We start from the raw sequence: 14,813 nt of genomic DNA, 5'->3' as shown, positions 1-14,813 counted from the left end.
GCACGGCGTGTGCTTCTCGGCCCCTCTCCCTGTTTCAGCTCTATGCAGCGGCCATAGGAAAGGCAATTGCTCGATTGACAGGACACGTCCTGGCATTCTACGTTACCGATACCGGTATCGATACCGGCGCGCAAGTCAACTCTTCCATCGCAAGCCAGTCCTGACGGAGAACCCTATGGCCCATTCTCAAACGGCAACCGTGATCGGCCTCGGTTCGATGGGCTGGGGGGCTGCTCTCTCACTGCTGCGGGCCGGATTTGAAGTGAAGGGCGTCGATATTCGCCCGGACGTGCTCACGCGTTTTACCGCAGAAGGCGGCGCGGCGTTTGCAAGCCCGGCAGCGGGAGGCGAAAGCGACGTGGTGTTCGTCTTCGTCGTCAATTCGGACCAGGCAAAGGCGGTGCTGTTTGGAGAGACGGGCGCTGTGGCGACGGCGCGGCCAGGCACGGTGTTTCTGCTCTGCGTCACCATGGCCCCCTCGGCGACCAAAGAGATTGCGCAGAAACTTTTAGACGCCGGCATGCAGGTCATCGATGCGCCGGTATCTGGCGGGCATTTGAAGGCGCTCACTGGTGAGATTACCGTCATGGCATCCGGCCCGGACGCAGCTTTTGATGCGGCCGGTCGCGCGCTCGAGGCCGTGTCTGCAAAGGTTTTCCGTCTGGGTACCGAGATTGGCCTCGGATCGAAGGTCAAGATGATCAACCAGCTTCTGGCCGGCGTCCATATTGCCGCAACGGCCGAAGCCCTCACGCTTGCAGCGGGCGCAGGCCTTGATCTGAAGACTGTCCATGACGTGATCTCCGTCTCTGCGGGGTCGTCGTGGATGTTTGAAAATCGCGGGCCGCATATCGTCGATGGCGATTATACGCCGCGCTCGGCGGTCAATATCTTCGTCAAGGATCTGGGGATCGTGACACAGGAGGCCGGGCAGCAGGGCGGCACAACGCCGCTCAGCGCCGCCGCACTTGCGCTCTTCCAGGAGGCCGCCGGTGCAGGGCTCGGGCTTGAGGATGATGCGGCCGTCGCAAAAGTTCTCGCCGCCAGAAGCGGCGTTCGTCTGCCGGGAATGGAGTGAGCCATGCGTGTTCTATTCGGGGCCATTGCCGATGATTTTACCGGGGCAACCGATCTGGCCGGGCTTCTGGCGCGCAGCGGCCTGCCGGTCTCGTTGCGCATCGGTGTGCCTGAGGAGCCTGCGCGCGCGGAGGAAACGACGGCTTTCGAGGTAATCGCCCTCAAGTGCCGAACCGCGCCGGTGGCGGATGCGGTGGCGCAAGCCCGTGCCGCCCTTTCCTGGTTGAAAGCGGCCGGTGCCGAGCGGTTCTACTGGAAATATTGCTCGACCTTCGACAGCACGCCGACCGGCAATATCGGGCCGGTGGCCGAAGCGCTGATGGCGGATCTTGGCACCGGGCAGACCCTGTACTGCCCGGCCTTTCCCGAAAACGGGCGCAGCGTCTTCATGGGTCATCTGTTTGTGGGCGAACAATTGCTGTCGGAGAGCCCTATGAAGGATCATCCGCTGACGCCGATGCGCGATTCAAGCCTGCTGCGGCTTCTTCAGCCGCAGGTGAAAGGCGCCGTCGGCCTTGCGAGCCGCATGGATGTGGCGCGCGGGCCGGAAGCGCTGAAGGCGCGGCTCAATGATCTCTACGGCCGGCAGATCGCCCATATCATCGTGGATGCCGTCGAAGACGAGGATCTGCTGACCATCGCCACCGCCTCGATCGACATGCCGCTGATTACGGGCGCGAGCGCGCTTGCAGCTCCCCTCCCCCGGCTTTATCGGGAGCGCGGCATGCTGGACGGCGGTGAGGAAGCCGGCGCAAGACCGTCTGTCGGAACGGGCGAGATCGTTCTGTCGGGAAGCTGTTCGGCCATGACCCGCACCCAGGTGGCGCATTATCTTCCGACAGCCGCCTGCCTGCGGCTTGATCCCCTGGATCTCGCCGAAAACGGCGTAGCGGCGGCCGTGGACTGGCTGAAGAGCCGCACACCCGACGAGCCGAAGCTGATCTATGCCAGTGCCGAGCCAGAGGCAGTGCGGCAGGCGCAGCAGAAGCTCGGTGTCGAGCAGGCCGGCCTTCTGGTGGAGGATGCGCTGGCTGAGCTGGCGCGTGTGGCTCTTGATCTCGGCATCCACCGCTTCGTGGTGGCCGGTGGCGAAACAGCAGGCGCGATAACCCGCTCGCTCGGTGTCTCACGGCTGACCATTGGCGCCGAAATCGCGCCGGGCGTGCCCTGGACCTATGCCGACATTTCCGGCAAGACGGTTGCACTCGCGCTGAAATCCGGAAATTTTGGCGGCCCGGCCTTTTTCACCGAGGCTCTGCAGCGTCTGGAGACACAATGAGCGAAGAGGCACGGCTGCGCGAGGATATCTGCCGCATGGCGCGCTCGCTCTTTGAGCGGGGCCTGACTGCTGGTTCCTCCGGCAATATCTCGGCACGCCTCCCCGATGGCCGGCTTCTCGTGACGCCGACGGGCAGTTCCTTCGGATGGCTCGACCCGGCGCGGCTTTCGCTGTTCGATGCGGCCGGCCATCTGGTCGGCGGCGACAAGCCGACGAAGGAAATGCCCCTGCATGCGGCCTTCTATGAAACGCGTCCGGCAAAAACCGGTGCCGTGGTGCATCTGCATTCCTGTCATTCGGTTGCACTCTCCCTGTTGCCGGAGGTGGATCCGGACAACATGCTGCCGCCGCTCACGGCCTATTCGATCATGAAGCTCGGCAAGGTGAAGCTGCTTCCCTATTTCATTCCTGGCGATCCGGCGACGGGAGACGCAATCCGCGGTCTTGCGGGCAAGCGCAGCGCCGTGATGCTGGCCAATCACGGGCCGGTGGTTGCCGCAAAGGATCTGGAAGCCGCCGTCTATGCCATGGAAGAGCTGGAGGAGACGGCAAAGCTTGCGCTTTTGACGCGGGGCCTCAGCCCCCGCCTGCTGAATGAGAGCCAGATCGGCGAGATCGTACGCACCTTTGATGTGGAGTGGGACTGACATGGCCAGGTTTTCCGCAAATCTCGGTTTTCTGTTTGACGATCTGGCGCTGCCGGATGCCATCCGCGCCGCCAAGGCCGCGGGCTTCGAGGCCGTGGAATGCCATTGGCCTTATGCGGTGCCGGTCGAGGATGTGTGCGGGGCGCTTGCGGACACCGGTCTTGTCATGCTCGGTCTCAACACCAGCCGGGGCAATGTCGCGCTTGGCGATAACGGGCTTTCGGCCATTCCCGGACGCGAGGACGAGGCGCGGGCCGCCATCCGCGAGGCGATTGCCTATGCGATCGCGATTGCCGCGCCAAATGTGCATGTCATGGCTGGCAAGGCGAGTGGCGAAGAGGCGCGCGACGTGTTCCTGTCCAACCTTGCCTATGCGAGCGACCTTGCGCGCCCGCACGACATCACGCTGCTCATCGAGCCGCTGAACTCCCGCGATGCGCCGGGCTATTTTCTCACCGGTTCGGCGCAGGCTGTCGACCTGATCGAGACGCTGGCAGCTGACAACGTCAAGCTGATGTTCGACTGCTATCATCTGCAGATCATGGAGGGTGATCTGCCGGCGCGGCTGGAAAGACTGATGCCGCATATCGGCCATATCCAGATCGCATCCGTGCCGGACCGGCGTGAGCCGGATCATGGCGATCTGGATTATCGCGCGCTGCTGAGGCTGCTCGACGACATGGGATATGATCGCCCGATCGGTGCGGAGTACCGGCCGGCGACGTCCACGGTGGCGGGCCTTGGCTGGCTGAAGGCGTTGCGTCAGTGAGCGCGGCTGCTCGCCTCTCCCCTCCCCTCCCCTTTCGGTTTAGGGTTTTTGTGGCTTCCGGTTGCGTTTTTCTGTGCAGTGCAGCGACGATTGTGCGTTGACGGCTTGTCGGCTGTTGCCTATCAATTTGTCCAGTGGTCCATCCAGCATACCAGTTACGATTTCGTTAACCGGCGGCATGGCAGGCGTTTTGGTGGATGGCGGGTTATGAAAACCGGCGGCATTCTGAACCAGGTTCCCAATATAGGGCGGGCCATTACCCGTCAGACGGCCCGTGACGTCGTGGCCGACAAGCTGACGACGCTGATCGCGACCGGCATGCTGCGCCAGGGGGATGAACTGCCAGGTGAACGGGAACTGGCGCATGTGCTGAGTGTCAGCCGCGAGACGGTGCGCGGCGCCATCCAGATCCTCGCCGCCAAAGGTTTTATCGAGGTGTCCCAGGGCACCAGAAGCCGCGTGGCGGATGTGGATCTCAGCCATCTGCCGATGACGATTGCTTCCTCCAGCGCCATTGATCGCTATGACATCGATGCCGTGCATGGCGCGCGCCTGTTGGTGGAACTCGATGTGGTGGCCAATGCCGCGGATGCCATTTCCGATGAGGAGATCGCTCACCTGGAGGCGCTTCTGGAAGCCCAGCGGCGGCTATCGGGCGATCCCATGCGGTTTCTCATCTGCGACCGCGAATTTCATCTGGCCATCTACCGGGCCTGCGGCAATCCGTTGCTGATCGATTTCGTGACCGATCTCTACGGCTATCTGATGGACCATCGTCGCCATGCCATGGCGCAACCGGGCGCGATTGAAAGCAGTTACGCCGACCACGCGGATATTCTGGATGCCTTGAAGAGGCGCGACCGGGCCGGTGTGACCGAGGCCTTTCGCCAGCATCTGACGCGCATCTACGACACGACGAAGGCAATGGCGGCAGAGGAGCGCCGGCCATTGGTGGAAAACGCCTGACGTCGCTTCACGCAGCGACATCAGCCTATTGAAAGACAAGAGGCAGGGAGGAAAGCCGCGCATGCATGTTCTGGTAATCGGGGCCGCCGGTATGGTGGGCCGCAAGCTGATCGAAAAACTCGCCGCCTCCCCTGCGCTCAACGGCCGGGACATAGAGCGGCTGACGCTTGCCGATGCCTTTGCGCCCCAGGTACCTCCTGCATTCCAGTCGATTGCAAAAAGCCTGACGCTGGATCTGGCGGCACCCGGCACCGCCGAGACGCTGATTGCCGGACGCCCGGATGTGATCTTCCATCTGGCGGCAATCGTGTCGGGTGAGGCGGAGGCGGATTTCGACAAGGGTTATGCGGTGAACCTTGATGGCACACGCGCGCTCTTCGAGGCCATCCGCCACGAAGGCCAGCGCACCCCTTATGCCCCTCGCCTCGTCTTTGCATCATCCGTTGCCGTGTTCGGGGCCCCCTTCCCGGATGCGATCGGCGACGAGTTTTTCACCACACCACTCACCAGCTATGGCACGCAGAAGGCAATCACAGAGCTTCTGCTGTCGGACTATACCCGTCGCGGCTTTTTCGATGGGGTTGGCATCCGACTGCCGACCATCTGCGTGCGGCCCGGCACGCCGAACAAGGCGGCGTCTGGCTTCTTCTCCAATATCCTGCGCGAGCCTTTGTCGGGCAAGGAGGCCGTGCTGCCGGTTGGCGAGGATGTGCGCCATTGGTTTGCGAGCCCGCGCTCGGCCGTCGGCTTCTTCCTGCATGCCGCAAGCATGGAGACCGCTCCGATCGGTCCGCGCCGTAACCTCACCATGCCCGGCCTGTCCGCGCTGGTGGGAGAAGAGATCGAGGCACTGCGACGGGTGGCCGGTGAAAAGGCCGTGTCGCTGATCCGCCGCGAGCCGGATCCGGTGATCGCCCGCATCGTGGCGGGCTGGCCCACGCGCTTTGACGCCAGCCGTGCCACCCAGCTCGGCTTTCGCGCAGAAGCGACCTTCGACGAGATCATCCGCATCCATATCGAGGACGAACTCGGAGGATCTCTGTCATGACACAGGCGGATGTGACGGACAGAACTTCGATTGCGCTGGTGACCGGCGGCGGCACGGGCGTGGGGCGCGCGATTGCAAAAGCGCTGGGGGCCACAGGTTATACGGTGGTGATTTCCGGCCGGCGTCTTGCCGTGCTGGAAGAGGCGGTCGACGTGCTGTCGAAGGAGACCGGCGGCTCGTTTCATGCCATTGCCACCGATGTCGGCGATCCGGCATCCGTGCGCGCGCTGTTTGATGCCATTGCGGAAAAGTTCGGCCGCCTGGATCTTCTGGTCAATAATGCCGGGATCACGGTGCCGGGCGTTCCGTTGGAGGAGGTCACCTTCGACCAGTGGAGCGCCATCCTTGCCGCCAATCTGACCGGTGCCTTCCTGTGCACGCAGCAGGCCTTCCGCCTCATGAAGGCGCAGGCGCCGCAGGGCGGGCGCATCATCAACAACGGGTCGATTTCAGCGACAACGCCGCGCCCGAATTCGGCGCCCTATACGGCAACCAAGCACGCCATCACGGGGCTCACGAAATCCACGGCGCTCGACGGGCGAAATTTCGACATCGCCTGCGGCCAGATCGATATCGGCAATGCGGCAAGCGACATGACGCAGAAGATCGCAACTGGCGTGGTTCAGGCAAACGGCACCATTGCCGCCGAACCGACGATCGACCCGACCCACATCGCCAATGCCGTCGTCTACATGGCCAGCCTGCCGCTTAATGCAAATGTGCTGACCATGACCGTCATGGCAACGAAGATGCCCTTTGTCGGGCGAGGCTAAGGGGGACACGCACCTTTAGCGCTGCAGAGGCAGGGCTTTGAGTGAGCAGTGAGGCGCGCTGTGGAGGGCGCTGCCTGCACTGTAACCGATTGAAAAACATAAGCGATCGGCAGAATGGAGTGTCGATCGCGAGGCATACGGCAAGAAGGGGGCACGATTGCCGTCATCACGTGCCGTCACGACAAACCGCACTCTGGATTGCACTCTGGGAGGAGACGCATGGCCACTGTTCAATTTGCCGAGGTGAAAAAGTCCTTCGGCGCCTTTCCCGTCATCAAGGGCGTCAATATCGATATCGAGGATGGCGAGTTCGTCATCCTGGTCGGTCCGTCCGGGTGCGGGAAATCGACGCTGCTGCGCATGCTGGCGGGTCTGGAAAACATTTCGGGCGGCGAAATCCGCATTGGCGGGCGCACCGTTAACAGCCTGCCGCCGAAAGAGCGCGACATCGCCATGGTGTTCCAGAACTATGCGCTCTACCCGCATATGACGGTGGCCAAGAACATGGCTTTCTCGCTGATGCTGGCTTCGGCCCCGCAGGCCGATATCGACAGCCGCGTGAATTATGCGGCCGGCATTCTGGGACTGTCGAAACTCTTGGACCGCTATCCGCGCCAACTGTCGGGTGGCCAGCGCCAGCGCGTTGCGATGGGCCGCGCCATCGTGCGCGATCCGCAGGTGTTCCTGTTCGACGAACCGCTCTCCAACCTCGATGCCAAGCTGCGGGTTGCCATGCGCGCCGAGATCAAGGAATTGCATCACCGGCTGAAGACGACGACCGTCTATGTCACGCACGACCAGATCGAGGCGATGACCATGGCCGACAAGATCGTCGTGATGCATGATGGACGGGTGGAGCAGATCGGCACGCCGCTGCAACTTTACGATCATCCCAACAATCTGTTTGTCGCAGGCTTCATCGGTTCGCCGGCAATGAACATGATCAAGGGCCGGATCGACGCCGAAAACCCCGAGATCCTTGTGGCTGCCGATGGCACGCGCCTGCCCCTGCCCCGCCCGTTTCCCGAGGCGATCGGACGCGATCTCGTCTATGGCCTTCGGCCGGAATATATCAGCCTCAACGGCACCGGCTTCAAAGCCGAAGTCGTCGTGATCGAGCCGACGGGTTACGAGACGCAGATCATTGTCCGGTTCGGCGGCGCGGAAGTCACCTGCGTCTTTCGCGAACGCATCGATGTGCGGCCGGGCGAAAGCATCTCCATTGCGATCGACCAGGCGCATGTGCACCTGTTTGACGAACAGACGGGCATGCGGATTTCCGCATGACAAGAATGCCCCACGCCGACCGGGAGGAGCCGTCGGCACGGGGAGATGAGGATCTGCACTGCGCCGATCCCCGCATTCGCCGGTCGGGACAGCGAATGTCGAGCAGGAATGTCCCGGATTTGGAGGAGGAACAGCATGACCATCAGAAGAAGAAGCTTTCTGGCCGGTACCGCCGGCCTTGCCGGTGCCGCAGGTCTTTCGGGTCTGGGCATTCGTACGGCCGCTGCCGCCGAGCCGAGCTACAAGCCTGAGGCGGGCGCAAGCCTTCGTCTCTTGCGCTGGACGCCCTTTGTGAAGGGCGATGAGGAAGCCTGGCTCGCCAACACAAAGAAGTTCACCGAGGCAACCGGCGTCGAAGTGCGCATCGACAAGGAAAGCTGGGAGGACATCCGCCCCAAGGCGGCTGTTGCCGCCAATGTCGGCTCCGGCCCGGATCTTGTCATGTGCTGGTTCGACGATGCCCACCAGTATCCCGACAAGCTGGTCGACCTGACGGAGCTCGGCACCTATCTCGACGGCAAGTATGGCGGGTTTTACGACGGCGTGAAGGGTTATGCGACGCGTCAGGGCAAGTTCATCGCCATGCCGCTGACCGCCATCGGCAATGCCGTGGTCTATCGCGACAGCCATATGAAGGCGGCCGGCTTCAGCGAGTTCCCGAAGGACACGGCCGGCTTCCTGGAACTGGCAAAGGCGATGAAAGCCAAGGGTACGCCGGCTGGCTTCCCGCACGGCAAGGCCGTGGGTGACGGCAACAATTATGCCCATTGGCTGCTGTGGAGCCACGGCGGCAAGATGGTGGACGAGGGCGGCAAGGTGGTGATCAATTCACCGGAAACGCTGGCCGCGATCAAATATGCCAAGGAGCTTTACGCCAATTTCATCCCCGGCACGGAAAGCTGGCTCGACATCAACAACAACCGGGCGTTCCTCGCCGGCCAGGTGTCGCTGACGGCGAATGGCGTGTCGATCTATTACGCCGCCAAGAACGATCCGAAGCTTGCCGAGATTGCTGCCGACATGCGCAGCACCAACTTCCCCGTCGGCCCGGTCGGCAAGAGCATCGAACTGCACCAGACCAGTTCGCTGCTGTTGTTCAAGCATACGAAATATCCGGAAGCGGCCAAGGCCTATATCAAGTTCATGATGGAAGCCGAGCAGATGAACGCCTGGCTCAAGGGTTCCAGCGCCTATTGCTGCCAGCCGCTGAAGGCCTTCGCCAGCAATCCGATCTGGACGGAAAACCCGATCCACGCGCCCTATGCCAAGGCGTCCGAGACGCTGCGTCCGAACGGCTATGCCGGCCCGCTCGGTTATGCCTCTGCCGCCGTCATGGCCGACTATGTGCTCGTCGACATGTTCGCCTCGGCCGTCACAGGTGCGGCAACGCCGGAAGATGCCGTTGCCCAGGCGGAAAAGCGCGCCAATCGCTACTACCGCGTCTGACGTTCGCCTTGCCGGAGCGCTCAGCCTTGCGCGCTCCGGTTTCCGATCCGCCTCCTGGAGTGACATACGATGACGATGACGACATCGACGGATCCTGGCACGCCGCAGCGTTCTTTATGGTCCCGCATCAGCAACAACCGCGATGTGCTGGGCATCCTGTTCATGCTGCCCTCGGCCGTTTTCCTGGTCTGCTTTCTCACCTACCCGCTTGGCCTCGGTGTCTGGCTGGGCTTTACCGACACGACTATCGGCCGCGACGGTGTGTTCATCGGGCTGGAAAACTACGCCTTCCTTTGGGATGACAAGGTGTTCTGGCTCTCCGTTTTCAATACGGTGGTTTATACCTTTGTCGCCTCGGTGCTGAAATTTGCACTCGGCCTGTGGCTGGCGCTGCTGCTGAACGAGCATCTGCCGTTCAAGTCGTTTTTCCGGGCCATCGTGCTTTTGCCCTGGGTGGTGCCCACAGTATTGTCCGCTCTCGCCTTCTGGTGGATCTACGACGCGCAGTTTTCCATCGTGTCCTGGTCGCTGATCAAGATGGGTCTGATCGAGCGGCCGATCAATTTCCTTGGCGATCCCAACATTGCCCGTGCATCGGTCATTGCCGCCAATGTCTGGCGCGGCATTCCCTTCGTGGCGATCTCGCTGCTGGCCGGCCTCCAGACGATACCGGCATCGCTGCAGGAGGCCGCATCGCTGGATGGCGCGAGCAGCTGGCAGCGCTTCCGCCATGTCACCCTGCCGATGCTGACGCCGATCATTGCCGTGGTGATGACCTTTTCGGTGCTGTTCACCTTCACAGATTTTCAGCTGATCTACGTGCTGACCAAGGGCGGACCGGTGAATGCGACGCATCTGATGGCCACCCTCTCCTTCCAGCGCGCCATTCCCGGCGGGCAGCTGGGCGAAGGGGCTGCCATAGCGGTTGCCATGATCCCCTTCCTCCTTGCCGCGATCCTGTTCTCTTTCTTCGGCCTGCAGAGGCGCAAATGGCAGCAGGGTGGAGGGGATTGAGATGGAGACGACCATGAACGCCAAATCGACGTCAAACGATGCCGACCTGCAGGACGACAGCCAGGGCATGTCCTATCTCAACCGGCTGCCGCGGCGGGTGATGACGGTCTACCTGCCCATGGCGGTCTTCGTCTTCGTGTTGCTGTTTCCCTTCTACTGGATGGCAATCACCGCGGTGAAGCCGAATGCGCAGCTGACCGATTACGAGAATTACAGCCCGTTCTGGGTGGTGGGTGCGACGCTGGAGCACATAAACTACCTGCTGTTCCAGACCTCCTACCCCGGCTGGCTGTGGAACACGATGCTGGTCGCCACGGCCTCCACCGCACTGTCGCTGGTGGCATCGGTGTTCGGTGCCTATGCAATCGAACGCATCCGCTTTACCGGCTCGCGCTCGGTCGGCCTGTTCATTTTTCTGGCATACCTGGTTCCGCCGTCCATCCTCTTCATTCCGCTCGCCTTCATCGTCTTCAAGATCGGCATCTATGATTCCCGTCTGGCTCTGATCTTCACCTATCCGACCTTTCTGATCCCCTTCTGCACCTGGCTGCTGATGGGGTATTTCCGTTCGATCCCGTTCGAACTGGAGGAAAGCGCGCTGGTGGATGGGGCAAGCCGCTGGCAGATCCTGTCGAAAATCATTCTGCCGCTGGCGGTGCCGGGGCTGATCTCCGCGGGCATCTTTGCCTTCACCCTGTCCTGGAACGAGTTCATCTATGCGCTGACCTTCATCCAGTCGTCCGAGAACAAGACGGTGCCGGTCGGCGTTCTGACGGAACTGGTGCGTGGCGATATCTTTGAATGGGGTTCGCTGATGGCCGGCGCCCTGTTCGGATCGCTGCCGGTGGTCATCCTCTATTCGTTCTTTGTCGATTACTACGTGTCTTCGATGACCGGTGCGGTGAAGGAATAGCAGGCGAGCTATGCGGAGCGTCCTGATCCGACTGTTGGGGGCGGGGAGAGCGATCTTCCCGCCCTTCTGATTCTCGGCTAAACCGGTTTTCTGCCCGATTCTGCCGCGCCTTCAGCCGCATTGTCAGCTGACAACGGAATCAAATCCCTGAATTTCCTGCATAAATTGGGTAAATCCGGCGTTGCGGTCAAAAACCGCTTGACGGAAAGACAGACTCGGTTCCTATTTGCGATAATCACGCCAATTTACCGGGTTTTCCGTGAATGCCGAACAACAACGCAATTGCCGACAAAATGAGAAAGCCTGAGACGCTTTCGATCGACGAAACGATCGGCAATGATTCCGCCATTTTGAGCGGACAGTTGCAGATCCTGTTCGAAAAGCTTTTCTCGCCGAACGCCCGCAAGGATCTGCGGCGCTTCAGCAGCACGGAAGTCGCGCGCCTTCTCGGCGTGACCGACAGTTACGTGCGCCATCTGGCAGCCCAGGAGGAGACGGTCTCCTCGGAAAAATCGGCCTCCGGCCGCCGCACCTTTTCCCTGGAAGAGATCAATGCCATCCGCCGGCATCTCGGCAAGACCAAGCCGTCCTATCTGCCGGGGCGGCGTCCCGGCGATCATTTGCAGGTCATTGCGGTCACCAATTTCAAGGGTGGTTCCGGCAAGACGACGACCGCCATCCACGTGGCGCAATATCTGGCGCTGCGCGGTTACCGGGTGCTGGCGGTCGATCTTGATCCCCAGGCCTCGATGTCGGCCATGCTCGGTTTCCAGCCGGAGTTCGACGTCAACGACAATGAGACGCTCTACGGCGCCATTCGGTATGACGAGCATCAGCGTCCGGTGGAGGAGGTGGTGCGGCAAACCTATTTTGCCGGGCTCGATCTGATCCCCGGCAATCTGGAACTTCACGAGTTCGAGCATGACACGCCGCGGGCGCTTGCCGATAACGAGCGCACTGATACGGACATGTTCTTCATGCGCGTCGGCAATGCGCTCTCCTTGCTGGATGATCACTATGACGTCGTGGTGATCGACTGCCCGCCGACACTCGGCTTCCTGACGCTGTCGGCGCTTTGTGCGGCAACTTCCGTCTTGATCACGGTGCATCCGCAGATGCTGGATGTTGCGTCGATGAACCAGTTTCTCGCCATGACCTCGGATCTTCTGGCGGTCGTCAAGGAAGCGGGTGGCAATCTGCAGTATGACTGGATGCGCTATCTGGTGACGCGCTATGAGGCGAATGACGGGCCGCAGGCCCAGATCGTTGCCTTTCTGCGCAGTCTGTTCAACGAGCGCGTCTTGACCTCCATGATGGTCAAATCGACCGCGGTTTCCGATGCCGGCCTGTCGAAGCAGACGATCTACGAGGCAGGTCGAGAGACCATGCACCGCCAGACCTATGATCGTGCTGTGGAGGCAATGGACGGGGTTAATGGAGAGGTGGAACAGCTGATCCGAGCGGCATGGGGACGAGCATGAAGGGACGCGATATTCTCAAGGGCATGGTGGGCGCGACCGACCAGAAAAAGCCCGATGCGAACCCGCAGCAGGTCCATCGTCCGGCTGGTGCCGTGCGGGCGATGAACATGTCTCTCGGCCGCCTGAACGAAGAGGCCGCGGCTGCCAAGGTGTTGCGCGAAACGCTTGCGCAGGGTGACCGCGTGGTGGAACTCGATCCGGCGCAGGTCGAGGCCGCCTTCATCCAGGATCGCATTCCGGTCGCCGTCGACGTGACGCTCGAAGCGTTAAAGGCATCCATCCGTGAAAATGGCCAGCAGGTGCCAATCCTCGTTCGGCCACATCCGGAAAAGGCCAAACTCTATCAGGCGGCCTATGGTCATCGCCGCTTGCGGGCCGCAGGCGAACTGGGGCTGAAGGTCAAGGCGGTTATTCGCCAACTGAGCGATCAGGAACTGATCCTCGCGCAGGGCCAGGAAAACGGCCAGCGCGTCGATCTCAGCTTTATCGAACGGTCACTGTTTGCCCGGCGGATGGACGAGCACGGCTTTGATCGTGAGACGATTGCGCAGGCGCTTTCTGTCGACAAGCCGGAAGTGTCACGGCTGTTGCAGGTGGCGCAGGCCGTGCCGGATGACATCATCCTGGCCATCGGCCCGGCGCCCAAGATCGGCCGGCCCCGCTGGCTGGCGCTCGCCGACCGTCTGAAGGTTCAGGCTTCGGCGCGTAAAGCTGTAGCCATTACCGGAGCGGAGGGATTTGGCACCGCAGACAGCAATGACCGTTTCGCCAGCCTCTGGGCAGCCCTCAATGAGGCGGCGCCCGAGCAGAAGATGAGGGCAAGCGATGAGGCGGTAAAGACCCGCAAGGGGATCGTGCTTGGTACGCTGTCGCGGACGGGGAGGGGGGCAAAACTTGCCATCCGCTCGCAGGCCTTTGCCGACTTCATGGCTGAGCGGATGCCGCAGCTGGTGGCAGAGTTCGAAAAACGGGATGAAGGCGCTTCGGACGCCTGATCTCATTGTCAGCTGACAATGGCAGGCTTTACGAAGGCTTGCCGCAAGAGACATCGCAGGTTCGGCCCGATCGGAGTGAGCGGGCTGATCATGGAAATGAAGACATAGGAGACTTGAACCGCAAAAGAAAAAGGCCCCCAAGCGACTGTGACGTCGTGGAAGCCTCTCTCGATCTGTAGCAAGGTGAGAATCGCATTTCCACGAATCGCTGTCAAGCTTTGAAACCGTTTGTTTGACGGGTTGGATTCTTTTGCCTGTTTGAAGGTGAAAGACAATGCAGACGCATGGAGTGACGACGCCCTTTGGGCGGCGTGGGGTTTCGCTTGCGCTCGTGAAAGAGCAGATGCAGGCCGAAGACATCCGCGCCGGCAAAGTGGCAGACAAGTGGAAACTGTTTCGCGATGTTGCCGAAGCACGCGAAAAGCTCGGGCTTCAGGATCGAAGCCTTGCGGTGCTGAATGCGCTGTTGAGCTTCTACCCGGACATCGAGCTGTCGCAGGAGAGGGGGCTCGTGGTGTTTCCCTCGAATGAACAGCTGAGCCTGCGCGCCCATGGCATTGCCGGCACGACGCTTCGCCGCCATCTCGCGGCGCTGGTCGAGGCGGGCCTTGTCCATCGCCGCGATAGCCCGAACGGCAAGCGCTATGTCAGGCGCAAGGACGGCGGCCATATCGAGCAGGCCTTTGGCTTCAGCCTGGCGCCGCTGCTGCTGCGCGCGGAAGAGTTTGCACTTCTTGCACAATCGGTAGCGGCTGAACGGCGCGCGCTCTCCCTAGCCAAAGAGGAACTCACCATCTGCCGTCGCGATGTGCGCAAGCTCATCACCGCAGCGATCGAGGAGGGGGCTGCCGGCAATTGGGAGCGGATCGAGAGCCATTATATCGCGCTTGTGTCGAGGCTGCCGCGCCGCGCCGACCTCAAAACCATCACTGCAATCCTGAACGAGATGGCTTTGTTGCGCGAAGAGGTGCTCAACCATCTGGAACTTCAGCTAAAAACACAAAAAACAGACGCCAGTGATAACCATTCTGGCTATCACATACAGAATTCAAAACCCGAATCCCTTAATGAACTTGAACCCGCTTCAGAAAAGAAGCAGGGCGAAATCTCGGCGCCAA

14 protein-coding genes are annotated in these 14,813 nt (G+C 61.4%); all 14 read left to right on the top strand.

Annotated elements, in window-relative coordinates:
- Positions 1 to 175 precede the first annotated feature (175 nt).
- The gene (ltnD, locus tag J2858_RS18645) at positions 176 to 1,078 is read left to right on the top strand and encodes an L-threonate dehydrogenase (RefSeq protein ID WP_210106361.1); all 903 of its coding nucleotides are present in this window, start codon (positions 176 to 178) and stop codon (positions 1,076 to 1,078) included.
- Between the two features lie 3 nt (positions 1,079 to 1,081).
- Positions 1,082 to 2,356, top strand: a complete 1,275-nt coding sequence (otnK, locus tag J2858_RS18640) for a 3-oxo-tetronate kinase (RefSeq protein WP_210106360.1) — start codon at positions 1,082 to 1,084, stop codon at positions 2,354 to 2,356.
- On the top strand, positions 2,353 to 3,003 hold the full coding sequence (otnC, locus tag J2858_RS18635; RefSeq protein WP_210106359.1) for a 3-oxo-tetronate 4-phosphate decarboxylase: 651 nt from the start codon (positions 2,353 to 2,355) through the stop codon (positions 3,001 to 3,003). The genes otnK and otnC overlap by 4 nt, the downstream gene beginning before the upstream one ends.
- A gap of 1 nt (position 3,004) precedes the next feature.
- Positions 3,005 to 3,772, top strand: coding sequence for a hydroxypyruvate isomerase family protein (locus J2858_RS18630; protein WP_210106358.1), 768 nt, complete (start codon positions 3,005 to 3,007; stop codon positions 3,770 to 3,772).
- Positions 3,773 to 3,979: 207 nt separating this feature from the next.
- Positions 3,980 to 4,738, top strand: a complete 759-nt coding sequence (locus J2858_RS18625) for a FadR/GntR family transcriptional regulator (RefSeq protein ID WP_210106357.1) — start codon at positions 3,980 to 3,982, stop codon at positions 4,736 to 4,738.
- Positions 4,739 to 4,799: 61 nt separating this feature from the next.
- Entirely contained in the window at positions 4,800 to 5,786 is a 987-nt protein-coding gene (denD, locus tag J2858_RS18620; protein WP_210106356.1) for a D-erythronate dehydrogenase, read from the top strand.
- Positions 5,783 to 6,559 carry an SDR family oxidoreductase gene (locus J2858_RS18615; RefSeq protein WP_210106355.1) on the top strand — a complete coding sequence of 259 codons (777 nt, stop codon included), beginning with the start codon at positions 5,783 to 5,785 and terminating at the stop codon, positions 6,557 to 6,559. Before denD ends, J2858_RS18615 begins: the two co-directional genes overlap by 4 nt.
- Positions 6,560 to 6,778: 219 nt before the next feature.
- A complete protein-coding gene (locus J2858_RS18610) occupies positions 6,779 to 7,846 on the top strand; it encodes an ABC transporter ATP-binding protein (RefSeq protein WP_210106354.1) in 1,068 nt (355 codons plus the stop codon).
- 135 nt (positions 7,847 to 7,981) lie between these two features.
- Complete coding sequence (locus J2858_RS18605) at positions 7,982 to 9,292, top strand: ABC transporter substrate-binding protein (protein ID WP_210106353.1); 1,311 nt, start codon at positions 7,982 to 7,984, stop codon at positions 9,290 to 9,292.
- A 69-nt stretch (positions 9,293 to 9,361) separates the two neighbouring features.
- A complete protein-coding gene (locus J2858_RS18600) occupies positions 9,362 to 10,306 on the top strand; it encodes a carbohydrate ABC transporter permease (RefSeq protein ID WP_377298327.1) in 945 nt (314 codons plus the stop codon).
- A gap of 13 nt (positions 10,307 to 10,319) precedes the next feature.
- Positions 10,320 to 11,219, top strand: coding sequence for a carbohydrate ABC transporter permease (locus tag J2858_RS18595; protein ID WP_210106352.1), 900 nt, complete (start codon positions 10,320 to 10,322; stop codon positions 11,217 to 11,219).
- 263 nt (positions 11,220 to 11,482) lie between these two features.
- A complete protein-coding gene (repA, locus tag J2858_RS18590; protein ID WP_210106351.1) occupies positions 11,483 to 12,700 on the top strand; it encodes a plasmid partitioning protein RepA in 1,218 nt (405 codons plus the stop codon).
- Positions 12,697 to 13,695 carry a plasmid partitioning protein RepB gene (gene repB, locus J2858_RS18585; protein WP_210106350.1) on the top strand — a complete coding sequence of 333 codons (999 nt, stop codon included), beginning with the start codon at positions 12,697 to 12,699 and terminating at the stop codon, positions 13,693 to 13,695. The genes repA and repB overlap by 4 nt, the downstream gene beginning before the upstream one ends.
- Positions 13,696 to 13,969: 274 nt before the next feature.
- Positions 13,970 to 14,813 (top strand): plasmid replication protein RepC (gene repC / locus J2858_RS18580; protein WP_210106349.1); only part of this gene is annotated, 844 nt, incomplete at its 3' end.

This window comes from Neorhizobium galegae, assembly GCF_017877135.1.
GTDB lineage: Bacteria > Pseudomonadota > Alphaproteobacteria > Rhizobiales > Rhizobiaceae > Neorhizobium > Neorhizobium galegae_A.
Note: the sequence above shows the minus strand (reverse complement) of the source record. Positions and strands in the feature narration are given on the sequence as shown.